Source organism: Fervidobacterium changbaicum (assembly GCF_004117075.1).
Classification (GTDB): domain Bacteria; phylum Thermotogota; class Thermotogae; order Thermotogales; family Fervidobacteriaceae; genus Fervidobacterium; species Fervidobacterium islandicum.
On the sequence record NZ_CP026721.1, the window covers coordinates 1923546 to 1950127 of the forward strand.

The following is a 26582-nucleotide window of genomic DNA, read 5'->3' on the forward strand; positions in this document are numbered from 1 at the left end:
AGAGAAATGAATGTTATAGAAACGCGAAACCTGAGCGCGTACTACATGCTTGATATATATGGCAGAAAGGTAGTTGTAAAGGCTGTTGATAATATCAGCATCTCTTTCAATCAAAATGAGATTTACGGCATAGCGGGTGAAAGCGGATGCGGAAAGAGCACTTTATTAAAAGTACTCTTCGATTTGGTAGAACCACCACTTAGAATTGTTAATGGCGAGGTTCTTTATATCGAAGATAACAAGAGCGTGTCAATATACAAGACTCCATTAAACAATAGAAGGAAGTACAAATGGAGATTTATTTCTTACGTTCCACAGGGTTCCATGAATGTGCTGAATCCTGTTCGAAAAATAAGCCAAACTTTTGAAGACTTTTTGAAACCTAACATCAATAACTCTGATCCTACAGAGCTTAAAGAAAGAATAGTAAAACACATTTTGGAACTTGGCCTGAGAAAAGAGGTATTAGATGCTTACCCACACCAACTATCAGGTGGTATGAGACAACGTGTAACCATAGCTTTGGCGACAATCTTGACTCCAAGAGTCATTATAGCTGACGAACCGACAACGGCTCTTGATGTTGTGACACAGAGGGGAGTAATCCAGATACTAAAGGATATCCAGTCGAGGTTTAATAACACAATTATTTTAGTAACTCACGACATGGGGGTACACGCTAATGTTGCTGACAGAATAGGGATTATGTATGCTGGAAAGTTTGTCGAAGAAGCAAAGACAGCGGAAATATTTGAGAATCCCCTACATCCTTATACTAAGTTTTTGATAGACTCGTTACCTCAATTTGGAGATGGAAGAAAAAGGGAAAGTGCACCAGGTTCACCTCCTTCACTATCTTCTCTACCGGAAGGTTGTGCGTTTCACCCAAGATGTCCTTACGCTATGGCAAAGTGTAAGGCAAGTGCTCCTCAATTTATCGAGGTAGATAAGGGACACAAAGTGGCATGTTGGTTATACTCGGGGGTGGACCTATGAGCGAACTGCTTAATGTTTCAAACCTGACAAAAGTTTACAGGATAGGAAGCCTGATTGGCGGTATAAAATTGACGGCTGTGGAAAATGCTTCTTTCGATGTGAACAAAGGTGAGGTGTTTACTTTAGCTGGTGAGAGTGGTTGTGGAAAAACTACGGTAGCTAAGATAATTCTCGGATTTGAAGAACCAACAAGTGGCGAAATTCACTACTTAGGTAATAGAATAGATGTCTTAAAGGACAAGGAGAGAAAGAAACTGTTCAAACACATACAGGCCGTATTCCAAAATCCTTTTACCACTTTTAATCCCCTCAGAAAAGTTGACTCGTATTTTTACGAGCTACTGAGAAACTTTGGAATTGCCCAAGACCTTAGTGAAATGAAAAGAATCATCTCGGAGACGTTAGAAGTGGTGGGGATTTCTTATAACGAGTTTGTCGATAAGTATCCGAATGAATTCTCTGGTGGACAGCTCCAACGAATTTCTATCGCTAGGAGCCTTTTAACTCGTCCAGAATTGTTGGTAGCCGATGAACCGGTATCAATGGTTGACGCATCTTTGCGAATGTCGATTGTAAACCTGTTTGGAGAATTGGTTGAAAAGTTTGGCATCAGTATCTTGTACATCACACATGATTTAATGACAGCTTACTATTTAGGCGGCAAAATCGCAATTATGTTCAGAGGAAATATCCTTGAAATGGGCAGTACAAAGCAAGTGCTCACAGAACCGAAGCATCCATACACAAAGCTGCTAATTGAATCTATTCCCCAACCAAATCCAAGAAAAGCATGGAATTCAAGAATAAAACTGTCAGATCTAGAAGAAGTTGAGTATAAAGCGTCGGGATGTAAGTTCGCTGGTAGATGCCCGTTTGTTATGGATATCTGTAAGAAAGAAAAACCACCGTATTTTGAGGTGGAAGGTACATTAGTTAAATGTTTTTTATACAAATAGGGGGGAAGATGATATGGAGATTTATAAGGATCCAAGCGCGCCAGTGACTTTGCGAGTTGAAGATTTGCTTTCTAGAATGACTTTGGAAGAAAAAGTTTTTCAGTTGGGTTCAATTTGGAGCTATGAACTACTGAATGAAGATGGAAGTTTCGACGAGCAAAAAGCATATGAGCTTTTGAAATACGGCATAGGTCAAATTACTAGGCCAGGCGGTGCTACAAATTTCGAACCTGAACGCGCTGCAGAATTTAGCAATAAAATCCAGAGGTTTCTCATTGAAAACACAAGACTTGGAATACCTGCTATAATGCACGAAGAATGCTTGACTGGGTACATGGGACTTGGTGGTACAAGTTTTCCGGTACCAATTGCTATGGCAAGTACTTGGGAACCAGAACTGATTAACAAGGCTGCGTCTGTCATTCGAGATGAACTCAGAACAGTTGGTGCTCACCAAGGTCTTGCACCGGTACTTGATGTTGTTCGGGATCCCAGATGGGGAAGGGTAGAAGAAACTTTTGGAGAGTCTCCGTATCTTGTGGCAACGATGGGATGCGCTTATATCAACGGCCTACAAGGAAATGACCTAAGAAACGGAGTTATTGCAACTGCTAAACATTTTGTTGGTTACGGAGCATCCGAAGGCGGAAGGAACTGGGCACCGACGAATATACCACCTCGTGAATTAAGAGAGGTGTTTCTCTTACCGTTTGAGGCCGCTGTGAAGATTTCAAAAATCGGTTCAGTGATGAATTCGTACAGTGAAATCGACGGAGTCCCAGTAGCTGCTTCTGAGGAACTCATCCGCGATGTGCTTAGAAAGGAATGGGGGTTTGATGGTATAGTTGTTTCCGATTATTTTTCCATAGCACTTTTGTATGAGTATCATAAAATTGCTGAGACCAAAGCACAAGCAGCCAAGCTCGCGCTTCAAGCCTCTATCGATGTTGAATTACCCAAGATTGACTGTTACAAGCATCTCGTAGAGTTGGTGAGGGATGGCAAAATTTCGGAAAGGCTGATAGATGAATCGGTGAGAAGGATCCTAAAGGTTAAGTTCCTGCTTGGATTATTTGATAATCCTTACGTTCGACCGTCGAAGATCGTTAAGAATTCTGGACTAGCTCTCGAAATCGCTAGAAAATCTATAGTTCTGCTTAAAAACGATGGTATTCTTCCGCTAAAAAACGAAATGAAAGTTGCGCTGATAGGACCTAATGCGGAAAGTGTTAGAAATATGTTAGGCGATTATATGTACCTTTCTCACATCAGTGTGATGCTTGAAAATATAAATGAGAATTTCAATGCTCCGAAATTCAATCTCTCTGGTGTTAAAGAATCGGTAGAGAAAAATATGAGTATGATTAAGAGTTTGAAAACTATATTCGATGAAGAGGGCATAAAATACATCTACGCTAAGGGTTGCGATGTTCTGGGAACGTCTACCGAAGGATTCAGCAAAGCATTAGAAGCGGTTGAAAAATGTGACGTCGCAGTTGTTGTGGTCGGTGACAGGTCAGGTTTGACAAAAGACTGCACTACAGGGGAGTCAAGGGATACATCTACTTTAAAACTACCCGGTGTTCAGGAAGAGTTGATTGACGCAGTTTCAAATGTGGGTAAGCCTGTGATAGTTGTTTTGATAAGTGGCAGACCATATTCTCTTGCTAAAGTTGTCGATAAAGTGTCGGCTATAGTTCAGGCATGGTTACCTGGAGAAGCGGGAGCAGAAGCGATATTTGATGTTCTGTATGGGAAGTATAATCCATCTGGAAAGCTTCCTATAACAATTCCGAGAAGTGTTGGACAGATTCCGCTCTTCCATTATTTTAAACCATCTGGTGGCAGATCAAGCTGGCATGGTGATTATGTTTCCGAGAGTGTCAAACCACTTTTTGAGTTTGGTTTTGGACTATCGTACACAACCTTTAAGTACAGCGATTTAGAAATCACACCATCGAGAGTAAGTGGTATCGGGACAGTTGAAATTTCTTTAAATGTCGAGAACAGCGGAGAGCTGTACGGTGAGGAAGTTGTTCAACTCTACATAGGAAGAGAATACGCTTCAGTCACACGCCCTGTGAAAGAGTTAAAGGGATTTGCAAAAGTTGGTATAAAACCGGGAGAAAAGAGGAAGGTTGTTTTCAAATTGCACACAGAACAGTTGGCGTTTTATGGAATAGATATGAAGCTATGTATCGAACCAGGTGTGTACAATGTCATGATTGGTAGTTCGTCTGAAGATATACGACTCCGTGGAACGTTTTCAATAGATGGTGAGAAAATAAAAGTTCCAAATGAAAGGATATTCTTTACCGAGGTTAAAATTATATAACTTTTGGAGGTGGAGACCATGTATTTCGAAGTTGGAAAAATAGTTTATGAAGGACCGGATTCAAAGAATCTTTTGAGTTATAAGTTCTATAATCCAGAGGAAGAGGTTTTAGGTAAGAAGATGAAAGAGTGGTTCAAGTTTGCTGTTGCATATTGGCATACTTTTAACAGCAGAGGTCAGGATCCATTTGGAGACCCTACATTCAACAGACCGTGGTTCCATAATGATCCAGTGAGCACTTCATTTGCAAAGATCGATGCTTTGTTTGAATTTTGTGAAAAGACTGGTATAGAGTATTTTACATTTCATGATAGGGATTTGGCACCAGAGGGGCTATCATTGAAAGAATCAAACAAGATTCTCGACAAAGTGGTTGAGAAGCTTAAGGAATACATGAAGACCAGCAATATCAAATTGTTATGGGGAACGGCTAATTTGTTTTCACACCCAAGATATGCGCAGGGAGCTGCAACATCACCGAACCCAGATGTGTTTGCCTACGCAGCAGGTCAAGTTAAGAAAATGCTGGATGTTACAAAGGAACTAGGAGGTTTGGGTTATGTTCTGTGGGGTGGCAGGGAAGGATACGACAACCTTCTACTCACAGATAGCGTACTCGAAGAAAAATTGATGGCTCGCTTTCTACAATTGGTCGTGGAGTACAAAAAGCAGATAAAGTTCGAAGGAGTTCTAATGATCGAACCAAAACCTAAAGAACCCACAAAACATCAATACGATTTCGACGCTTCAACTGTTCTTCACTTTCTGCGAAAGTATGGATTATTCGATGAGTTTAAATTAAACATTGAAGCCAACCACGCAACTTTAGCTGGACACACGTTTGCTCACGAGTTGAGGGTTGCTAGAATTAATGGAAAACTTGGTAGTATTGATGCGAATAGAGGAGATTTACTGCTTGGTTGGGATACAGATCAATTTCCAACAGATGTTTATGAAACTACTCTGGCGATGTACGAAGTTATTGAAAATGGTGGGCTTGATTGTGGACTGAACTTTGATGCAAAAGTTAGAAGAGCCTCGACAGATCCGGAAGATTTAATATATGCTCATGTTAGCAGCATGGACGCGTTTGCCTTGGGTTTGAGGCTTGCTGCTCGGTTACGTGAAGAGATAAAACCTCTCGTGGAGGAAAGGTACGCTGAATATTACAGTCGAGAAATAGGTACGAAGATTTTGAATGGTCGGGTTTCGATGCAGGAGTTATCAGACTACGCCGAGAATCTTAAAGATATCACTCTACGGTCGTTGAAACAAGAGCTAATAGAGATGATAATGAATAACATCATGTTTACCACGAGGTGAAACTATGGAAAACATTTGTGTTGTTGGTCTTGACATTGGCACAACGTCGATAAAAGGTATCTTAGTGGATGAAGCTGGAAAAGTCCTTGAAAGAGCTGAGTACCCTATTAAACTTGTTGCACCGAACCCGGGATGGGCGGAGGAAAATCCTGAAGATTGGTGGAACGGAACATTGATAGTTCTAAAAAAGCTCAGTGCTTTTGCAAAGGAACAAAATCTAAAGATAAGAGCAATTTCAACAAGTGGCCAGATGCATAGTCTTGTTGCCATCGACAAAGATGGTAATCCACTTCATAATTCCATACTTTGGTGTGATCAACGAACAAGTGCTGAATGCGATGAAATAACACAGAAAATTGGCGGAAGAAAAACGGCTTTGGAAATAACGGGAAATCCAATACTGACAGGATTCACTGCAGGAAAAATTCTGTGGCTTTTAAAACATGAACCTGAAATCTTCCACAAGACATACAAATTCCTCTTGCCAAAAGATTTCATCAATTTCAAGATGACGAACGAGATTGTTACGGAACATTCTGATGCTTCAGGAACAGCTATGTACGATGTAAGAACAAGAAGCTGGAGTAACACTATCCTAGGTATTCTGAACATAGATGACTCAAAGCTTCCGAAGATAGTCAATTCAAACTCCATAGTCGGAACTATATCACATAAAATAGCGTCTGAATTAAACCTCGAAAATAACACAATTGTAGTTGCTGGTGGAGCAGATAACGCTTGTGCAGCACTTGGAATTGGTGTTACAGTTCCAGATACTGCAATGATAAGTGTTGGGACATCAGGCACGGTGCTAGTACCAACGTTCAAAAATGAACCAGACGAAGATGGCAAAGTTCATTTATTTTCTCATGTTGTAAACAATGTTAATTACTACATGGGGGTAATGCTTTCAGCCACGAATTCCGTAGAATGGTTCAATAAGATCGTAAACTTCAACGAATATGATATAATAAATGCCGAAGTTGATAAAATACCAATTGGTGCACGAGGACTTTTCTTCCTACCTTATCTTAACGGTGAACGAACACCACACAATGACCCTAACGCAAGAGGTGTAATTTTCGGCCTGAGTTCGGCTCATAATCGCTTTGATATTTACCGCGCAATCTTTGAAGGAGTTGGTTACGGTCTAAAAGATTGCTTTGTGAGTTTGAAATCAAGCGGCATAAGAGAAATTAGAATCACTGGCGGTGGTTCAAAAAGTAAAGTCTGGGTGAAAATGATAGCTGATATACTTGGGAATAGAATTGTAAAGGTGTCAAGTACCGAGGGAGCAGCGTATGGAGCGGCCATCCTGGCTTTTTCTGCACTGACGGGAATTGAACCTTCGGGTATCTCAAACAAGTGGATTTCGGTTGTCGAATCATTTGTGCCCGATGAAGAAAATTCGAAAAAATACGAAAAAAACTATGTTATTTTTGGACAACTATACAACCTTTTAAAGGAATTGTTTGGAAGAATTGACAAAGGCTGACAGTACGATTAATTGGGGTGATTAGTTTGTCGATAAGCAAGTATGACAGTAGCAACATAAAGATATTGAACAAGAAGATTATTTTAAGACTGATACATAGAAGGAACCCTATTTCAAGGAACGACATAGCTAGACTCACGGGGCTGAAGGCAAGCAGTGTTACTAGATTGGTTAATGAAATGATTTTTGAAGGACATATCCTTGAAGCCGGAGTGATCGAAAGTGAATCACCTGGCAGAAAGAAAATATCTCTTAGAATAAACCCAGAATATCGCATTTCTTTACTTTTTGATGTTGGAGTTACCTATTCAACGGTAGCATTGGGGTACTATGATGGGTCTGTTAGAGTAGTGGAATCATTCAGAACACCCAAGAACTATGTGGACTTTTTTAAACTTGTGCAGAATTACTTCAACAATCTGTCGTTACGGTACAACCACTCTCTTGTTTTGCTATCCATCCCTGGAATGGTTGATACGGATAACGGAATAATAATCAACGCACCTAACTTGGGTTGGAGAGATGTCAGAATTAAGAATTATCTGGATTTAGAAGTACCTATTATAGCGGATAACGAAGCAAATCTTTCGGTTCTTGCTGAAAAGTATTATTCTAAGGCTTTAATCAACATGAGCAATCTTGTTTTTATATTAGTGAGAGAAGGCGTAGGAACAGGCCTTATGATAGATGGAAAACTATACCGCGGAAAGTTTTTCTCAGCTGGAGAATTCGGACATATGACCGTCGATATATCTTCGGATGAGTTATGCCATTGTGGCAAGACTGGCTGTTGGGAATTGTATTCCTCGATTAGGTACGCACTTCGAAGAGCGCGTAGGGAACTGAACTTCCACGAAGAAGATTTTAATAAACTCAAGACCATGCCAGAGGCGAAATTTATTCTACTAGATATGGCATCCAATATTGCTGAAGGTATCGTCAATATCATAAATGCAGTAAACCCAGAAGCTGTAATCTTGGGTGGAGAAATCAGCGATATGCCTGCTTATTTTTACCAACGTTTGATAAGTATCGTTAGAAAAAAAGCTCTGAAACCAGCATCTACAAAAGTGGTAGTTATTCCTTCAATTTTCAAAAATGTAAGTTCGAACCTTATAGGTGCAAGTATTTGCGCAATTGAATACATAATCGATAATATTTGATAGAGCCAAGCTTCAGTTGTTAGAGCGAAGATTCTTGACACACTAAAAAGTGTATGGTAAAATCGTACCGCTGTTTGAGAAAAAGTGTGGCGGCGTAGCTCAGTGGCTAGAGCAGATGATTCATAATCATCGTGTCGAGGGTTCGAGTCCCTCCGCCGCCACCAGTTTTTTTAAGTTTTCAGGCTTCGAGCCAGCGTAGCTCAACCGGTAGAGCGACGCATTCGTAATGCGCAGGTTGAGGGTTCGAGTCCCTCCGCTGGCTCCAAAAAATTGAAAATAAAAAACTCAAGGGCGGACTCCGAGGGGAGTCCATATTTTTTTGTATTTTGAGTGTATAATATTCTCGGAAAAGTTTAAGATAGAGGAAGAGGTGTTAAAGGTATGGAAAAGGTAGGATTCGTCGATGTTGTGGATTTTTATGTAAAAGCAGGTAATGGCGGAAATGGTGCAGCAACGTTTAGGCGGGAAAAGTATGTGCCGTTCGGAGGACCGGACGGCGGAGATGGTGGAGATGGTGGGTACGTTTTTCTTGTTGCAGACCCAACTATCTCCACGCTTTATCCATTGACTGAGAAGAGAAAGTACTTTGCAGAGAATGGAGAAAACGGAAGAAAGAAAAAGCAGCACGGCAAGAACGGTAAGGATTTGATTTTACGAGTTCCTGTTGGTACTATCGTGCGTGATTACGATACAGGCGAGATTATAGCAGACCTTGACGAGCCTGGGAAATATTGCTGTGTGGCGCGCGGTGGTAAGGGCGGAAGGGGTAATACGCACTTCAAATCCTCTACAAACCAGGCACCTAAGCTTGCAGAAAAGGGCGCACCCGGTGAAGAGAGACACATACTCTTGGAATTGAAGCTGCTTGCCGATGCAGGCTTGGTTGGATATCCAAATGTTGGCAAGAGTTCGATAATCTCGCGCATAAGTAATTCTAAGCCGAAGATAGCCAACTACCATTTCACAACACTGGTTCCGAACCTTGGAGTAGTTGTTGTTGATAAGCCAGAGAATTCATTTGTGATAGCTGATATTCCCGGACTGATAAAAGGAGCAAGTCAGGGTAAAGGGCTTGGAAACGTCTTTTTGAGGCACGTTGAGAGGTGTAATTTGATTGTACACGTAGTGGATATAGCAGGCAGTGAAGGAAGAGATCCTATCCAAGATTACTACGATATACGCAAAGAGCTTGAGTTCTTCAGCCCTGAACTGGCAAGTAAGGAAGAAATCGTTGTTGGGAATAAGTCTGATTTGCTCTCGGAAGACGAGCTGAAATTCAACATCGAGCGGTTCAAAGAGCAGACAGGTAAGGATGTGCTACCGATTTCAGCTGTAACGGGCTACAACCTCGATACGCTGAAGTACACGGTTTGGGAACGCATAAAGGAAAGTAGAAAGTTGCTTGCCGAGAAGATAGATATCGACAAAATCGAGTTCGTCAAGCCGGAACCTGTGAAGATATTGCTGCCTGAGAAAGTGGATATTACGATAACACGTAACGATAAGGGTGAGTTTGAAGTGCACAGCGAGTATATCTCGACTTATCTTGAAAAGTACAAGAAGGAAGCGAAGTACATGCTTGAAGATATAATCGAGCTCCTCGAGAAGAACGGCCTTGATGAGAAGTTGAGAAAGGCTGGTGCGAAAGATGGAGATACTGTATGGGTTGAAGGAGTTGATTTCATTTTCAAAGAGTGACACGGCGGTTGTTTTTGGCAGTTCTTTTAATCCACCACACATCGGGCATATCGTGATTTTCAACTACGCATTGAATTATTTTGATGCGGACTTTTATATCGTCCCTACGAACGTACCGCCGCACAAACAGATTGCCGTACCGTTTGAAAAGCGCTTTGATTGGGCGGTGCGAACTTACGAAGTGTTTGATGGTGTGGATAAAGCAATATATATCACCGATATGGAAAGGCATATAGAGGGAATAAATTATGCTATCTACAATGTTGAGTATTTTTTGAAATACTACAAGAACGTGATTTTGCTTGTTGGAGAAGATGCACTGGGGAATATTGAAAGATGGTACAAGTACGATGAACTTTTGAGAAAGTGCATCTTGGCGGTTTATCCAAGAACACGCGACGGAAGTCTTTACAAAAGGGGACGCGAAGTGCTTGGTGCATTGTACGAGAGAGTCTTGGAGCTGAATTTCCCGATTGTTGAGGTTTCTTCTTCGGAAATTAGAAGGTTTGTTAGGGAAGGCAAGACGATAGCAGGGTTGGTACCAAAGCAGTTAGAGGATGATGTAAGGCAGACTTATATCAACCTCGAAGAAGGGGAAAGATGGTAGATGGCTGTCAAGGAGAATTTCTTACCAGGAAAAGTCGGGTTGGCTCCCATGGCGGGGGTTACGGATTATCCGTTTAGAAAGATATGCTTTGAGCATGGTGCACAGTTTGGTTTTACCGAGATGATCAGTGCCAAGAGCGTGCTGTTGAATATTTCTGTGAATGAAGTCTACTTCCCAAGAGAAGATGAAAAGTACTTGGTAGGTGTGCAGCTTTTCGGTGCGGATCCTGTTGAATTAGCCGAAGCTGCTGCTTTGGTGCAGGAAAGAGGGCTTTGGGTGGATCTAAACGCAGGCTGCCCCGTGGCTAAGGTTGTGAAGCGCGGTGCAGGAAGTGGACTTTTAAAAGATATCGGACATTTGAAGACGGTTGTCAGAGAAATGAGGAAGGTTGTCAAAAGGCTGAGTGTTAAGACAAGGATAGGTTGGGAAAAAGATGAGTTTGAGAAGATTTACGATGCACTTGCAAGCGAGGGTGTTGATGTGATTTTTGTGCACGGAAGGACGGCAAAGCAGATGTATTCAGGCAAAGCGAAGTGGGATATCTACAATCCGGGCGTTGTGCCATTTTATATAAGTGGGGACATTTATTCGAAAGATGATATAAGACGTGCTATGGAGCTTTCAAACGCAGACGGTGTAATCGTCGCAAGAGGTGCCATCGGTAATCCGTGGATATTTTCAGATAGTCAGCCATCTATTGAAGAAAGAGTGAAGGTTATTTTAAAACATATAGATTTGCTCTATCAAGAATACGGCAAGCACGGGGTTGTGGAATTCAGAAAGTTCGTTGCTGGATACACGAAAGACATGCCACATGCAAGGGAATTTAGAAACAAGGTGATGAAGATAACGGATGTAGCTGAATTGAAAGCTGCATTTGTTGAGTATTTTAAGAATATATCAGCTCAGCATAAGCAAGAAGTTGTTTAGGTAATTGTTTTGAAAGGGGTTGAACTTGTAAATGGGTTGCGTATACCTTGTTAGACACGGTAGTACGGAGTGGAATGAAAGGCAGTTGTGGCAAGGGGTTGTGGATACAGAGCTTTCCGAAAAAGGTCGCATCCAAGCAAAGATGGTTGCGCAGTTTTTGAAAGGCAAGAACGTCTCTAAAATTTTTTCAAGTCCGATGAAGCGTGCGTATGAGACAGCAAAGATAATAGCAAATGCGATAGGGTACGAAGGGGAGATTGTTACAGATTATAGGCTGCGTGAATGTGAGATTAGGCTTTGGAACGGGAAGAATTTCGAGCAAGTGCTTTCAGACCACCACGAAGCGTTCAATGAATGGAGGACGAACCTGTTTTCTAACGTGGAAGGTGCAGAATCACTTGGAAGTGTTCAGGAAAGGATGTACGGATTTTTGAAAGAAATGGTAGTGCATTATCCAAACGAAAATGTTATAATTGTTTCGCACGCGATAGCACTGAGGATGTTGATTGCCAAAGTGCTTGGATTGATGCCGCCTGCACACCTGAATTTCAATTTGGATAACGCGTCTTTGAGCTGTTTGATTGCTAAGGATGGTAGCTTTAGAGTGAAGTTCTTAAACGTCACTGCCGAGGACCTTTCTTTCTGAATTTCATAAAAGGGGGATAATCGATGAAGCTTGTCCTGATTATACTCGGCTTTCTGTTTCTTGCGTATATTGCTGTGAAAGTGTTACCGCTGAAGTTGAGGTATGCGAATGTCTTTTTCGCAATAAGTTTGATATTCCATATCTTTGCTGCGTTTACTTGGTCTTATGGATTCATCATATTGTCGTTTGTGCTTATAATAATATTCTTCCTGGTACTACTTTACCTTTTTGGTTTGTGAATAGTTTGAAAAAACTGACAGGAGTGATGAAGAGTTGCCCGGAAGTAGCGTGAGTATCGTTAATGTGGATAAGTACTTTGGGGATTTCCACGTGCTGAAGAACATAAACCTCGAGATTAGAGCAAACGAGTTCTTCTCAATTCTTGGGCCTTCCGGTTGTGGAAAGACGACACTGCTACGCATTATCGCAGGACTTGAAGATGTCGATGATGGCGATGTGCTACTCGATGATAAAAGTATCATCAATCTTCCTCCTAATAAAAGACCTGTCAATACGATATTTCAAAATTACGCACTATTTCCTCATCTGAATGTCTACGAGAATATCGCTTTCCCATTGAGACTTAAGAAACTTTCCGAGGGTGAGATAAGAGAAAAAGTTCAGTGGTTGTTATCACTCACAAGGCTTGAAGAACATGCGAAAAAGAAACCTGCCCAGTTGTCTGGTGGGCAAAAGCAGAGGGTATCGCTGGCCAGGGCACTTGCGAATGAACCAAAAGTGCTCCTTTTAGATGAACCTGTTAGTGCACTCGATGCGAAGCTCAGACAAGAGCTTCTAATCGAGCTGGACAATTTGCATGATAAGGTTGGTATCACGTTCATATACGTTACACACGACCAGGCTGAAGCGATAAGCGTTTCGGATCACGTCGCGGTGATGAACAATGGGGAGGTTGTCCAGTACGGCACGCCATACGAGATCTACGAAAGCCCTGCCGATGCGTTTGTCGCTACGTTCATAGGCGAGAGTAATTTGATGAAAGGGACTGTGAAAAGGTTGATTTCGGAAAGTTACGTGCTTGTCGAATTTCCTACACTTGGTGAGATCGTGTGTTACCGGGATAAACCGGTTGATGTGAACGATGACGTGTTAGTCACGCTTAGACCTGAAAAGATTAGAATCACTCACTCAAGACCTCAAGTGCCTGAGGATTCGTTTACGAATATTTTGCACGGCGTTGTTGACGAGACGATATACATGGGTTACCAGACGAAGTATTTTGTTAGAACGGATGGTGGGTACATACTCAGAGTCTACAAACAGCACGCAAGTTACCTGCTCGATGAGAAAATCATCCAGTGGAAAGACGAGGTTTTCCTTTACTGGAACCCGGACGATAGTTTCATCGTGGAGGTCGACAAAGGGTGAGTAAAAAAGAACAATTAGAGAAGTTTGATAAAGATAGAGCAAATGTATCAAAATGGATGAGAAGAGGCTACGACGGCTACGGGCTTGTTTATCTTTTTTGGCTCGCTGTGTTCTTCTTAGTTCCTGTTATAGTAATACTGGCTTACAGCTTTTTCGAAAGGGATTACCAAGGTGGTGTAATTTTCAAATTCTCACTGGAAGGCTACAGAGATATTCTCAATCCTAACTATCTTCTTGTCTTCCTCCGAACAGTTTGGATTTCGCTAATTTCCTCGATTGTATCCATTGTTATAGCTGTACCTGTAGCTTATTATATTGCATTTAGTAAATGGAAGAACCTACTGTTGCTGCTCGTTATTGTGCCGTTTTGGACGAACTCTTTGATAAGGATTTACGCGTGGATATTCATCCTTGGAAACAACGGGATTGTCAATCAGTTTCTGATAAGGATGGGATTCACTGAGTCTTACGTCCAATTTATATACAACAACTTCGCGGTTGTTCTTGTGCTTGTTTACACCTACCTACCGTTTGCAATATTGCCATTGTATTCATCTATAGAGAGACTTGAGAAGCATATATTCGAAGCGGCGATGGATTTGGGCTGTACGAAGAGGCAGGTCTTTTTCAAGGTGCTTTTACCTAATATAAGGCAGGGGATAGTTTCATCTTTTGTATTTGTGTTTATCCCCGCGATAGGGACGTACGCGGTTCCCGAGTTGGTCGGTGGGAAGAATTCCAGGTTGATTGGAAATGAAATTGCAAGGCTGCTTACTACGGCGAGAAACTGGCCTGCTGCAGCTGCGATATCTTCCGTGCTACTTGCAATCACGATAATTGCCGTAATCGTGTTTATATTCGGTGGTGAGAAACGTGAAGCCAGGTAAATTCGCGCTCGTAGTGACTTTGATTGTGCTGCTCTTTTTCTATGTTCCCATATTCATCGTTGTGCTCTTTTCGTTCAATTCATCTAAATCACCGGAATGGACGGGTTTCAGTTTGAAATGGTACGAAAAGCTCTTCACCTCATCTGCACATATCTGGCGCACGTTTATGAATTCCATCATCGTTGGTATCAGTTCAAGTTTTGTAGGGGTGATATTGGGGACGTTCGGTGCGGTTGCGATGTACATGGGTTCTAAGAAGTTTAAAAAGCTCATGTGGACAACCACCTACATTCCGTTCATTATTCCAGACATCATCATCGGTGTTTCTCTGCTAGTGTTTTTCACCACGATTCATCTGAGGCTCAGTTTGTTTACGATATTCATAGCGCATGTGACGTTCTCGATTCCATACACGATGATGATCATCCTTACGAGGCTTCAGGATTTTGATAAGTCGATAATTGAGGCAGCTTACGATTTAGGAGCTACGCGCGCTATCGCTCTTTGGAAGGTTATTATTCCAATAGCGCTCCCGGGAATTGTTGCCGCGTTTTTTATGGCGTTTACGCTTTCTATAGACGATTTCGTGATTACGTTCTTCGTTGCTGGCCCAAGCTCAACAACGCTGCCTTTGCAGATATTCTCGATGGTGAGGTTTGGCATCTCACCAGTGATTAACGCAATTTCAACGCTTTTGCTTGCTGGAACGATTTTCATAAGCGTTTTGCTAAGAAAGTACGTGAGGTATATAATATAAGTGGTCTTTTTACCAAGCTCGAAAATATCTAACACTACGGCGGAGGTGTGAAGAGATGGTTCAGGATATTAAGACTTACGTTGAAAGAGTCAAGAAGGCAGCAGAGTTCATTAAATCTAAAGTTGCTGAGACTCCGGAAGTTTGTATCGTGCTTGGCTCTGGTCTGCATGGCATTGCAGATATAGTTGAAAACCCGATTAGGATACCATACAAAGAGATTCCCGAATTCCCAGTTTCAACTGCTCCGGGCCACAAAGGAGAGTTGATCTTCGGAAAGATCTCCGGTAAGTACGTAGCACTGATGAATGGAAGGTTCCACTACTACGAAGGCTACCACATGAGGGATGTTACCTTCGGTGTAAGGGTCATGCAGGAACTAGGCGTTAAATACTTGTTCTTAACGAACGCAGCCGGCGGTCTTAATCCAGATTTTGAGGTTGGCAGACCGATGATAATCAGCGACCATATAAATATGATGGGCGATAATCCGCTTATAGGTCCGAACGTTGAGGAATGGGGTCCAAGGTTTCCGGATATGTCAAATGCGTACGACAAAGAGCTCAGGACAATTGCTAAAAAAGTTGCAGAAGAGCTCAACATCCCGGTCTACGAAGGCGTTTACGTTGCCGTGGCAGGTCCAAATTTCGAAACACCTGCTGAACTGAGGATGCTCAGGTGGATGGGCGCTGATGCAGTTGGTATGTCGACGGTTCCTGAAGTCATCGCAGCAGCGCACAGAGGTACAAAGGTACTTGCCATTTCTGCTATCACAGATAGAGCAGTTCCGGACGATTTAAAACCACTTACAGCAGAAGAGGTTCTCGAAGTTGCACACAGGACTGGACAGCTGATAGCGAAGATAATGATTAAAGTTTTGGAAAGAATATAAGTTTACAGTATAGCTGGTGAGAGTTATGTCGATTCGAACTCGACTTCTTTTGTTAGCAATCTTGCTGGTATCGGTTCCATTAACGATTTCTGTTTTGTTCACTGTTGTTAATCTGTCCAGAGAGAGTGCGAGAATAGAGAACGAAGTCAGAAAGCAGTTAGGAGATCCAAAGGTCATTTTCAAAGATTTCTTCGACACGTTCTCAAAACAATTGGAGGAACACATCAATGCGTACAACGAGAAATTAGTTGCCGCTGTTGAGAAGCAAAAAGAGAGCGTTCAGAAGGCTTTTGAAGCAGTCTACCTCGGAGCACTTGAGAAAGAAGCGAATTCAATAAAGAACGTTGTTGAAAACCTGATAAAAGAGAAAGTGAGCACGATAGAAAACCTTTCTAAAGTGGCTGCAAGTTCAAAAGAAGTCGTCAATGCGGCATCTGAGAAGAATTTAGGGCTGGCAGAGAAAAGAAGCCTTCTGAACAATTATGTGGAACGCGCGTTGTTTGACTACATTTCGCTATGGACGATTGAATCATCCGAGCCGAAGTTGAAGACAAGGCCGTTTGTGAACCTAGGTGAAAGGTATCTTGTTGAGTACGCTTATTCGCTTGCACCTGGTGTTGAGGCAACGACGTATAAGGATTTAGAGTTCGCAAATGAAATCGTTGACAGGGTAAAAAAGATTCTGAGTTCACCATCTGTGTATTCGGAATCTTTTGTATTTAAAGGCAACAAGGGGATTTATTTCATCGCACTCAACCCGGTGATGCACCCGCAGTTGGGAAATACAGTTACGGGGTTTGTTATTGCAACAGGAAGGCTCGCAGATAATTTCCTGGACGATATCAAAAGACTCACAAGTGCTGAGTTAACGATTTACATTGATGGTAAGGCGTACGCAACAACAAAAGTTGATGAAAATGGCGAACGAACTTTGGGCGTAGATGAGCCGAGTGAAGATAAGTACACGTTCAAAGTAGGCACTGAAGAATACCTTGCGATTAAGAGCGACTTAAACGTTGCGGGTGAAACGTTGGGCAAGTTCGAGGTAGCGGTCAGAAAAGAGACCGTGAGTGCGCAAATCGAAATACCACAGCCGGAGAAATTCCAGATGCCTGAAATTAAGATGCCTGAAGTTAAGGTTAGTATTGATTTGAATCTTGCAAGGTTGGTTGTAATCAATTTGATTGTAGGAATTGCCATCCTTGCGATAGCACTTGTCGTTTCTGTACCTATGATCAATAGCATCTCAAAAGAAATTGTTAGGTCTTCTGAAATTATCGAAAAATTCTCTAACGGTGAGCTTGTATCGTTCAATGTAAAGACGTTTGGTGAATTTGAACGGGTTATTAATTCGCTTAAACGACTTTCAGAGAATTTGCGTGAGTACGCAAGGGATATGAAAGAAAGTTCAAAAGAACTGACAAGCGAAATCGAGCAAGTCACAGCGATTAAGGAGACTTTGGAAAACTCAGTTTCAAGGTTCAGTGAGTTTGTTGAAAGATACATAACGGATGTTGAGGATGTCAAATCGAAGATTATGATGCTCCAGCAAACCGTTGAAACGTCGATGGAAAGCAACGAGAACCTTTCACAGCAACTATCTGAGCTTTTGAGAGATATAGAACACGCTCAGGCGGAGATTTTGCGAAACGTAGCTTTGATAGAGGAGATGAATGAATCGGTCAATGCAAATGTTGAAGTCTTTGAGAAATTCAGTACCACTGTGCAAAGAACGATAGAAAAATTTGCATCTATTAAGGACTCTATTGCAAAGATTCAAAATGTCGCCTCACAGACAAACCTGCTTGCTCTGAACGCGGCAATTGAAGCTGCAAGAGCCGGGGAAGCGGGTAGAGGATTTGCGGTTGTTGCCGATGAGGTTATGAAGCTCTCTGTGGAAATCAACAACCTTTCGAAAAACCTTGTAAGAGAAGTTGATACTTACACGAACGACCTCAAGGAACTGGACAGACTCTACGAAACCTCTGGTGAGAAGTTCAGAAGGTTACAGCAAGCAAAGGAGGAATTCTCATCAAATTACTACACTGTTATCGAGAAAGTCCAAGAGATCGGCACTCTCAGTGCGCAAGTTGGGGTTCAAATCCAGGAAAATAACGCTACGTTCTCACAGATAGAATCCCTCATGGACGATGTGTCGAACTCGGTTATATCTTCTTCAGAACAGTTGCGCAGGTTCAACAAAGAGTTCAGAGAAATCACGGTGGTCTTCGAGCAGTTGGGTGAAAGTACAGAGAAATTGAGAGAGATAGCAAGAAAGATGGAGAACATCTCGCAGTGGTTCAAAGTCGATTAAAATAGCTGAGAAAAGTAACTTATCGGTGGCTCGAAAGAGCCACCTTTTTCGTAAAACGGTTTCGTGGTATAATTGGAAATAGCTTTGTGTATTATAGGCCTATCAACTTTAGGAGTGATAAATCGAAAATGGTAGAATTGGAAAAGCTGCAAGAGATGGAAATTTTGGAGAATAATGACGATACACGCGATACAATTGTCGCAATAGCAACACCACCTGGTGTTGGTGCTATTGGTATTGTAAGAGCTTCCGGACCTCATTCGTGGCGTATTTTGGAAGACTGCGTTCGAAAAAGTATCGAAGCTGAAAGAAGAGTCGTTTACGGTAATTTCTACGATAGCGATGGAAATATCGTAGATGAGGTGCTCTTTGTCGGTTTCAAAGGACCGCGCAGTTATACAGGGGAAGATATGGTAGAGGTCTTCTGCCACGGCGGTATACTGGTTACGCAGAAGATTTTAGAAGAATTCATTAAAAGGGGAGCAAGGCTTGCTAAGAACGGTGAGTTCACAAGAAGGGCATTCTTAAACGGAAAGATAGATTTAATCAAGGCGGAAGCAATTCTGCAGATAATAGAAGCCAAAAGCGAAGAGAGTCTGAAATTGGCTTTAGAGAACTTGAAAGGCAAGTTGTCGGGAGAAGTATCGGCGATACGAAAGATGCTGATAGATGCACTTTCGAAAATAGAAGTGACGATAGATTACGGTGACGACATCGAGATTCCAAGAGAAGAGATAGCACAGGATGTGGAAAACATCGTTAAGTTTTTGTCTGAAAAGCTTGCACACGCAGACAAAGGCATCCACGTATCCACAGGTGTTACGCTTGCAATTGTTGGAAAACCGAACGTTGGAAAGAGCACGCTGCTCAACAGGCTACTTGTCGAAGATAGGGCGATTGTGACGGACATTCCCGGTACCACAAGGGATGTGATAAGAGGGGAAATAAAGATACGGGGTATCCATTTTGTCATTTCCGATACCGCTGGGATAAGGGAGACAAATGACGTTGTAGAAAAGATAGGAATCGATAGGGCGATACGAGAGGCAAGTCAGTCCGATGTGGTGTTGTTTGTGCTTGACGCGACGACCGGTTTTACGAAAGATGATGAGTACATAATGAATATAATCCAAGACAGCAACTTCATCGCTGTGTGGAATAAAACGGATATCGGAAATAAGATTTCGAAGGTCTCTAAAGATGGTGATGATATTTACATAAGCGCATCAACGGGCGAAGGGTTAAGAGCTCTTGAAGATAAGATCGTTGAACGGGTAAAACCGTTGGTAGAGGATGGACACCTGTCACACGTGACAACAAAAAGGCAGCTTGAGCATTTAAAAATAGTCCAACAGCACTTGAAAAAGGCTTTGGAAGCGATCAAGAGCGGGTACCCTGTAGATATCGTTTCGATCGATATCCGGAATGCGCTCTCCGAGCTTGATAGGCTCCTTGGAACTAACTTCACAGATGATCTACTCGACAATATATTTGCGAACTTCTGTGTCGGTAAGTAAATAAAAAAAAGCGGGCCTTTTCTGCCCGCATAAAGCGATAGTGTTAACTTGTAGTGATGAAAGAGTGTAAGTGTGAAAGAATGAGATTGATATTACCATTGTGCGTTTTCCAAAGATTCTTCACTACACAAAATCCTTGAATATATTTCGCTAAATTCTTCGTATTCTTCAGCCCTCGCTTGAGTCGGAAAAAGTCTTTCAACAATGAAAACTTGGATTCACATTGATTGTTTTTACCGAGCGGTACCACTACGTGATTGATATTTCTGAACAACAGCTTTACTGCACTTTCATATGCACCAAGTCCATCAGTAATAAGTTCAATGTTTCTAGGTTTTGAATTACCAAAGAACTTCTCGAGCAATACTTTGACTTGTCCCATATCACGATACTTTGAGACATGCCAACAAAGAATTAAGTTAGTTTCGTGATCAACTAATAGCCAAACATAGTACTTTTGTTCTTTGAAAACAAGAACAGTTTCATCAGCATGAACTGAGAAAACATTTTCGATGGTAAATGTTGGAAAAAGTACAGAGAATAAAGTACACAATTTAATAACCCATTTGTATATGGTGACATGAGATACTTTGATATTAAGAGAATGAGCAAGAGAGCGATAAGACATATTGTGTTTCATATACAAAACGAAAGCCTTTAAGACGAAAAAGATAGGGAAGCGGAAATATTTAAATTTCTCAGGAATAAGGGTGACTGGTTCGGGGAGGTTAAAAGGTACTCTATCTTTGGTACGACAAGCTCTACAACGGAAGACAACGAAAGAGCGACGGACTTTGTAAATTTGCATAGATTTACCACAAGAAGTGCATTTGGGATAAGGGAAAGAGAAGTTTTTGCGTTTGTGAGAATGGGAGAGTTTGAAAGAATGATGGCAGAGTTTGCAAAGGAATTGTTGGTTACCGTATTTGTCATGACCGTTTTTGTATAAGCTGGTGGAACCGCATTTTGGACAAGAGAGCGTTGAGTTGTTCATATCGGGATACCTCCTTTGTCGAGAGTTGGTTGGGGGGTGTCCCCTCTTTATAAGGATAATGCGGTTTTTGGAAAGTTTCAATACTTTTAGTTAACAGTATCCATAAAGCCGTGGGGGGTGTATCTCAAGGGGGATAGGGGGTTCTCTGGGAAAAGTCTACCACAAGTTGAAAAAATTTGTGTTAAGCTATTGAGCACGTTTGTTATAATATTGCCGAACAAAGTTGTTACGAAATACTTTCCAATAACTCGACCTTTTTTCTTTGCCCTCTATTATATTAGACCACCAAAGTCTGAAAATCGTTCAAAAGTTTTTTGGAATTTTTTAGAAAATTTAAGAAATAGTTTTGAATAGTGTATTTTTGAAACTTGCCAACACATATGACAAAGGAAATTTTTGGCGTCCCAAATTTTAAGTGTATTTTGTTCTTGAGGTGAGAGTGTGAAAGCGGACGTTGGTGTAGCGTTGCTCGTTGTTGCGATAGTGCTCTTGATGATCATACCGATTCCGGACTTTTTACTGGATTTTTTCCAATTGCTGAATATCTCAATTTCTTTGGTTATACTCTTCTCAACGATGTACATCACTCACGCGCTTGAGCTCGCTTCGTTCCCGACGATGCTGTTGATAGTTACGATATTTCGTCTGGCTTTGAACGTTGCTTCAACAAGGGCGATTTTGCTTGAATGACCGAAGTTCGGTGGAAAGGTCATTCAGACGTTTGGTAATTTCGTAGTTGGCGGAAACTACGTTGTCGGTATTGTTGTATTCTTAATACTTGTTATAATCCAATTCATCGTGATAACGCGCGGTTCTGAGAGGATCGCAGAGGTTGCGGCAAGGTTCACGCTCGATGCGATGCCAGGAAAACAGATGAGTGTCGATGCGGATTTGAACGCAGGTTTGATAACGGAAGATGAAGCCAGAAGACGTAGAGAAGAAATCAGACGCGAAGCCGATTTTTATGGTGCGATGGATGGTGCTTCAAAATTCGTCCGCGGAGATGCGATAGCAAGTATAATCATCACGCTGGTTAACAGCATAGGTGGTATAATAATCGGTGTATTGATGCACAGGCTGGGCTTTGCTGATGCTGCAAAGACGTTTCTACTCTACACCGTTGGAGATGGATTGGTATCCCAAATACCAGCGCTGATGGTATCGACGGCAACGGGCATCATCGTTTCAAGAAGTGCGACTAAGGATAACCTTGGAACTGAGTTGATAAGGGAACTATCGGGAGAGAAGAAGGTTATAATACTAACCGGAGTGGTGATAATCCTCCTTGGATTGTTCACACCTCTGCCTACGTTCACAAGCTTACTCATCGGTGGATTGTTTTTGATCGTCGGTATCATGATAAAAGAAGAAGCTAGGCCAGAGGTCCAACCTGGCATAGCTGGAGTTCCCGGTGTTGGAGGTGCACCTCCTGGAGCGGCAGGTGTACCAGCAGGACCTGTGCTGTCAACACCTGAAGAAGTTGCCGAGGTTTTGCAATCTGACACTGTGGAAATCAACATTGGATACGGTCTTCTACCTCTTGCTGACCTTTCGCAAGGTGGAGATATGTTGGAACGCTTGACGATGATACGTAGGCAGCTTGCCCAAGAGCTGGGGCTTGTGCTTTCACCTATAAGGGTAAGGGATAGCGTGTTATTGAAACCAAACGAGTACGCTATCTTCATACGTGGTGCAGAGGTTGCCAGGTACGAGCTATTCCCGAACAGGCTGCTTGCGATTAATCCGGGGTTTGTTACTGAGCGCATAGCTGGTATAGAGGTAAAAGAACCCGCGTTTGGACTTCAAGCGTTTTGGATAGACGAATCGAAAAGGGATGAGGCTATTCAAAAAGGTTTTACCGTTGTTGATCCTCCAACGGTTTTCGCTACGCATGTGACGGAGATTTTGAGAAGGTACGCACCAGAGTTGCTTGGTAACAGAGAGTTTCAGCTCTTGGTTGATGGTTTGAGAAACAAATTCGATAGATTGGTTGACGAAGTATTCAATGTTGTAAAGCCAACAGTAGTGAAGAAGGTTTTGCAAGAATTATTGAGAGAGGGCGTGTCGATAAGGAATCTGCCGTTCATATTTGAACTCATTCTTGACAACGCGGAAAGGGCAAGAGATGTAGAAAGTCTGGTAGAATATGTTAGAAGGGGATTGAAGAGGCAGATCGCGAGTAAATTGTTAAGTCAAGACAAGCAAATCCACGCAGTTGCGCTTGATAGCGAATTAGAAAGGATGCTTACCGAGTCGATTTCAGAGAGTGATGAGGGCAGATATCTGAGTGTTAATCCACAGATTATGAGAGAAGTAATAGAGAGAATCTCTCAGGAATTGGAAAAGCTCATGAGGAAAGGCTATTCGCCGATTCTTATAGTCTCGGGAACGATACGACCTTATCTTGCAAAGATGGTTCTGAGGTTTATCCCTGGAGTTACGGTCATTGCATTTGAGGAAGTTCCAGAAGATGTCAATCTTTCAATCGAGGGTGTGGTGAGGATATGATTGTAAAAAAGTACCTCGTAACCGATATCAAGGAGGCTTTTGAAAAGATAAGGGGTGAGCTTGGAAAAGACGCGGTTATATTAAGTACCAGGAAGGTTAAAAAAGGTGGATTCCTTGGTATAGGTGCGAAAACATACCTGGAAGTTACAGCGGCGGTTGAAGAAAAGAAGACCCCTCAAACGGAAGAAAAAGGCCAGATTTATAAACTCCAGGAAATACTTTCGAAAACGAAGCAGCCTCAGCAGTCTACTGAGGATTTAACAGAGCTGAAGAGGATGATGCTTGAATTAAAATCGATGGTGGCATCTCAACGGGCGAATGAGCCACAGTGGGTGCAAGATTTAAGAAAGGCTTTGGAAAAGCAGGATGTGGACGAGGAAATCACCGAGAAGGTGATAGAATACGCTAAGGTTAAATACCAAGAGCTTGATTTTGGCAACGAAAATACAAGACTAATACTCTCTGAGATGTTCCTTCCTTTCATGAATACGTCTATACCTGAAATGAAAGGGAAGGTGCTTTTTGTTGGGCCAACGGGCGTTGGGAAGACAACGACTTTGGCGAAGTTGGCTGCAAAGTTGAAGCTGAACGACCACAAGCGTGTGGGAATTATCACACTTGATACTTATCGCATTGCTGCTGTTGACCAATTGAAAACGTACGCGATGCTCCTTGATGTCCCAATTAGAGTTGCGTACACACCTAAGGAAGCGAAGTTGGAGGTCGAAGCCTTATCCGATTACGATGTGATTCTAATAGACTCAGCAGGTAGGAGTCAGAAGAATGAACTCCATATGACTGAAATCAAGGCGATGGCCGAGGTTGTCGATCCAGACCTTGTGTTTTTAATTATAGGCATGCAGTACAGAGCAGAGGATGTTAGAGAGATAGCCGATAGATTTTCGATAGTATCGCCTACACACGTTGTGCTCTCCAAAATGGATGAAACTTCTTCGTACGGACATTTCGTAAACGTGCCCACGTTCTTAAATGTTCCCATCGCCTATGTAACGAATGGGCAAAGAGTACCAGATGATATAATGGAGGCAAACAGCAGAGAATTGGCGGTTCTTCTTGCACGCGAGGTGTTGAAAAATGCGAGATCAGGCAAGTAGCCTCAAAAGCAGTGAAATCATCGCGGTTATAAGTGGAAAAGGAGGTGTTGGGAAAACACTTGTTGCCACGAACTTGGCTGCAGTTGTTGCGGAAAATGAGAAAAAGGTCTTGCTGCTTGATGCAGATGTAGGGTTTACCAATGCCGATATATTACTCGGAGTTTATCCAAAGCACAGCATAAAAGATTTTGTGAATCACAAGTGCGACATAACAGATTTAATAACACCTACGAGTTACGGTATAGACCTCATATCTTTAGGCGGTGATGTCTCAGACCTACTTGCCACGAATGAGTTGGTGTTAAAAGACTTCGCAACTAATTTTTTGAAGCTACTTGAAAACTACGACGTTGTCATTATGGACATGCCTCCAGGATTTTCAAATTCGTACATGCCATTTTTGGCGTTGGTTGATAAATTTATCATATTGACCACACCGGAGCCGACCTCTGTGGTTAACACGTACACGATGATAAAGTTGCTCAGTATAAAGGGGATAAAAGGGGACGACATCCATATTGTGGCGAACATGGTTCAGAATATAAAAGAGGCGACGAGCCTTATGGAGCGATTTTCGGAGGTTGTTGAAAAGTTTGTGGGTAACAAAGTATCTTCAGTCACAATGATAAAGGAACACCCGCTTGTTGTCAAGAGCATTAACGACCGACAGCTTTTCGTGTTGAAATACAGGAGTATACAACCATCGTTCTCAATCATGCGCATAGCATCTTATGTACTTAGAAGTGAGATAAAAAAGATCGAGGAAGATACGTTAATCCAAAGGTTTTTAAGGTTCTTCAGAGGTGAGAACAAGTGACATTGGAAGAATACGTGAATGCTAACCTCTCTGGGGCTGTGCTGAGAGGATTTTCAAAAGATGGTGAGCTACTCGTAAGATTAAGAGAGCTTCATGGTAGGAATCTTAAAATTTCTTTTCTTTCTTTTGCCTCCGTCCCTGAGATTCTGAGGGTGGATATACCTATAGAAGGCTTTGTCCTGTCAGTTATTGGTAAATTGACCGCTCATCAGGAAGGTATTTACGAGTATACAGCCTTGGATAAAGCAGGAATCCTACAACGACGTGCGAAACCGCGGTATGCGGCTTTTGAACCGTGCTCGATATACGGCTTTCATTCGATAATTATCGATGTTTCCGAAAATGGATGCCAAGTGATTTCCGAATTCAAACCAAGGGTCAAGGAATCGGTTGAAATGAGACTTAGGAATAACACTGAAGAGATAATTGATGGGACTGTGATGTGGTCTGTTGAAGAGGAAGAATGCTATCGATACGGGGTTTATATCCCAAATCCAAGTAGTTCTTGGATGAAGCTTGTGGAAAAGTATAAAAACATAGGAGAGGTTATTTGATGGCGTACGTTGAGCTTATTGAAGCTGAAAAGGCGCTAAAGATAGGGTTGCCAGCGTTGATAAGGATAACTCTGGTGAAAGAATTAGAAGGGGAATACAAGAGCAATGTGGTTGATATAGATACGGCAAGACGCATTCTTTTTCTTTCCATTCCTTCTTATAAGGGTAGGTTTGTCCCTATTCCAAAGGGTGTCAGAATGACTGTGAATTTGTTCGATAGGTCTTCAATCTATGAGTTTGATACGGTCTCGCTTGGCGTTATCAAACGTGATAATATGTACGCCATTCCTGTGCCATTCCCAGAAAATGTGCGAAAAACAGAACGCAGAAAGTTTGTTCGAATACCTCTTTTCTTAGAGGGAACATTTTACCTCTCAAATGAACCAGATGCGGAGTCCTATGCGTTCACTACCAGGAACTTCAGTGCAGGTGGGTTGCTGATGGTAACGAAAAAATATTTGAGCGTCGGTGATATAATATACATCGATTTGAAACTCGACAATGAGCTTTCTTTAAATAAACAGAAATCCAAAGTAGTACGTCAAGATGAACCGACAGACGAAGGTTTCATGTATGGTGTTCAATTCTTAGATCTGTCAGCAAATTTGGAAAAACTACTTGTAAGGTTCGTGTTCCAGAAAGAGATTAAAATGAAAACGATTAAATAGCAATTTGGATTTGAAGGGAGGAAG

Annotated in this window: 22 protein-coding genes, 2 tRNA genes and 1 pseudogene; 24 read left to right on the top strand and 1 reads right to left on the bottom strand. The window is 42.0% G+C overall.

The genetic code is table 11. From position 1 onward, the window contains the following. Positions 1 to 6: 6 nt before the first annotated feature. The 19 genes from CBS1_RS08745 to mnmE all read left to right on the top strand — a co-directional run bounded on the left by CBS1_RS08745 (position 7) and on the right by mnmE (position 19902). Positions 7 to 996 carry an ABC transporter ATP-binding protein gene (locus CBS1_RS08745; RefSeq protein ID WP_090223030.1) on the top strand — a complete coding sequence of 330 codons (990 nt, stop codon included), beginning with the start codon at positions 7 to 9 and terminating at the stop codon, positions 994 to 996. After that, on the top strand, positions 993 to 1952 hold the full coding sequence (locus tag CBS1_RS08750; protein ID WP_090223011.1) for an ABC transporter ATP-binding protein: 960 nt from the start codon (positions 993 to 995) through the stop codon (positions 1950 to 1952). Before CBS1_RS08745 ends, CBS1_RS08750 begins: the two co-directional genes overlap by 4 nt. Positions 1953 to 1965: 13 nt before the next feature. Then, complete coding sequence (locus CBS1_RS08755; RefSeq protein ID WP_090223012.1) at positions 1966 to 4287, top strand: glycoside hydrolase family 3 N-terminal domain-containing protein; 2322 nt, start codon at positions 1966 to 1968, stop codon at positions 4285 to 4287. A 9-nt stretch (positions 4288 to 4296) separates the two neighbouring features. Next, entirely contained in the window at positions 4297 to 5610 is a 1314-nt protein-coding gene (gene xylA, locus CBS1_RS08760) for a xylose isomerase (protein WP_090223031.1), read from the top strand. 4 nt (positions 5611 to 5614) lie between these two features. Then, positions 5615 to 7105 (top strand): xylulokinase, encoded by a 1491-nt coding sequence (xylB, locus tag CBS1_RS08765; protein WP_090223014.1) that lies wholly within the window; start codon positions 5615 to 5617, stop codon positions 7103 to 7105. Between the two features lie 26 nt (positions 7106 to 7131). After that, complete coding sequence (locus tag CBS1_RS08770) at positions 7132 to 8268, top strand: ROK family transcriptional regulator (protein ID WP_090223015.1); 1137 nt, start codon at positions 7132 to 7134, stop codon at positions 8266 to 8268. A gap of 88 nt (positions 8269 to 8356) precedes the next feature. Further along, positions 8357 to 8432: transfer RNA gene (locus CBS1_RS08775), tRNA-Met, on the top strand. 25 nt (positions 8433 to 8457) lie between these two features. Further along, positions 8458 to 8533: transfer RNA gene (locus tag CBS1_RS08780), tRNA-Thr, on the top strand. Positions 8534 to 8649: 116 nt separating this feature from the next. Beyond that, on the top strand, positions 8650 to 9966 hold the full coding sequence (gene obgE, locus CBS1_RS08785) for a GTPase ObgE (protein WP_090223017.1): 1317 nt from the start codon (positions 8650 to 8652) through the stop codon (positions 9964 to 9966). After that, positions 9917 to 10573 (top strand): nicotinate-nicotinamide nucleotide adenylyltransferase, encoded by a 657-nt coding sequence (locus CBS1_RS08790; RefSeq protein WP_241685515.1) that lies wholly within the window; start codon positions 9917 to 9919, stop codon positions 10571 to 10573. The genes obgE and CBS1_RS08790 overlap by 50 nt, the downstream gene beginning before the upstream one ends. Further along, positions 10574 to 11503, top strand: coding sequence for a tRNA dihydrouridine synthase (locus CBS1_RS08795; protein ID WP_090223020.1), 930 nt, complete (start codon positions 10574 to 10576; stop codon positions 11501 to 11503). It abuts the gene before it with no gap. 31 nt (positions 11504 to 11534) lie between these two features. Continuing rightward, complete coding sequence (locus CBS1_RS08800; RefSeq protein ID WP_033191439.1) at positions 11535 to 12149, top strand: histidine phosphatase family protein; 615 nt, start codon at positions 11535 to 11537, stop codon at positions 12147 to 12149. Positions 12150 to 12172: 23 nt separating this feature from the next. Then, entirely contained in the window at positions 12173 to 12388 is a 216-nt protein-coding gene (locus CBS1_RS08805) for a hypothetical protein (RefSeq protein WP_090223022.1), read from the top strand. A gap of 34 nt (positions 12389 to 12422) precedes the next feature. Further along, positions 12423 to 13538: an ABC transporter ATP-binding protein gene (locus CBS1_RS08810; RefSeq protein ID WP_033191437.1), complete on the top strand. Its 1116-nt coding sequence runs from the start codon at positions 12423 to 12425 to the stop codon at positions 13536 to 13538. 56 nt (positions 13539 to 13594) lie between these two features. Beyond that, on the top strand, positions 13595 to 14425 hold the full coding sequence (locus tag CBS1_RS08815) for an ABC transporter permease (protein ID WP_033192521.1): 831 nt from the start codon (positions 13595 to 13597) through the stop codon (positions 14423 to 14425). Next, the gene (locus CBS1_RS08820; protein ID WP_033191436.1) at positions 14412 to 15182 is read left to right on the top strand and encodes an ABC transporter permease; all 771 of its coding nucleotides are present in this window, start codon (positions 14412 to 14414) and stop codon (positions 15180 to 15182) included. Before CBS1_RS08815 ends, CBS1_RS08820 begins: the two co-directional genes overlap by 14 nt. Before the next feature lie 55 nt (positions 15183 to 15237). Next, positions 15238 to 16071 (top strand): purine-nucleoside phosphorylase, encoded by an 834-nt coding sequence (locus CBS1_RS08825; protein ID WP_033191435.1) that lies wholly within the window; start codon positions 15238 to 15240, stop codon positions 16069 to 16071. Between the two features lie 25 nt (positions 16072 to 16096). Further along, positions 16097 to 18385 carry a methyl-accepting chemotaxis protein gene (locus CBS1_RS08830; RefSeq protein ID WP_090223024.1) on the top strand — a complete coding sequence of 763 codons (2289 nt, stop codon included), beginning with the start codon at positions 16097 to 16099 and terminating at the stop codon, positions 18383 to 18385. 155 nt (positions 18386 to 18540) lie between these two features. Beyond that, entirely contained in the window at positions 18541 to 19902 is a 1362-nt protein-coding gene (mnmE, locus tag CBS1_RS08835) for a tRNA uridine-5-carboxymethylaminomethyl(34) synthesis GTPase MnmE (protein WP_164969298.1), read from the top strand. Between the two features lie 43 nt (positions 19903 to 19945). Here mnmE and CBS1_RS10560 read toward each other — a convergent pair whose 3' ends face one another. After that, positions 19946 to 20896: a DDE-type integrase/transposase/recombinase gene (locus tag CBS1_RS10560; protein WP_014452073.1), complete on the bottom strand. Its 951-nt coding sequence runs from the start codon at positions 20894 to 20896 to the stop codon at positions 19946 to 19948. Between the two features lie 492 nt (positions 20897 to 21388). On the opposite strand from CBS1_RS10560, the pseudogene flhA reads away from it, so the two are divergent. The 5 genes and pseudogenes from flhA (at position 21389) to CBS1_RS08860 (ending at position 26558) form a co-directional block, all read left to right on the top strand. Further along, positions 21389 to 23404, top strand: a pseudogene (gene flhA / locus CBS1_RS08840) (flagellar biosynthesis protein FlhA). Further along, positions 23401 to 24519, top strand: coding sequence for a flagellar biosynthesis GTPase FlhF (gene flhF, locus CBS1_RS08845; protein ID WP_033191431.1), 1119 nt, complete (start codon positions 23401 to 23403; stop codon positions 24517 to 24519). Before flhA ends, flhF begins: the two are co-directional and overlap by 4 nt. Further along, positions 24500 to 25336, top strand: coding sequence for a P-loop NTPase (locus CBS1_RS08850; RefSeq protein WP_033191430.1), 837 nt, complete (start codon positions 24500 to 24502; stop codon positions 25334 to 25336). The genes flhF and CBS1_RS08850 overlap by 20 nt, the downstream gene beginning before the upstream one ends. After that, entirely contained in the window at positions 25333 to 25890 is a 558-nt protein-coding gene (locus CBS1_RS08855) for a PilZ domain-containing protein (protein ID WP_090222635.1), read from the top strand. The genes CBS1_RS08850 and CBS1_RS08855 overlap by 4 nt, the downstream gene beginning before the upstream one ends. Further along, positions 25890 to 26558, top strand: a complete 669-nt coding sequence (locus CBS1_RS08860) for a flagellar brake protein (protein ID WP_176759495.1) — start codon at positions 25890 to 25892, stop codon at positions 26556 to 26558. Before CBS1_RS08855 ends, CBS1_RS08860 begins: the two co-directional genes overlap by 1 nt. The last annotated feature ends 24 nt before the right edge of the window (positions 26559 to 26582 follow it).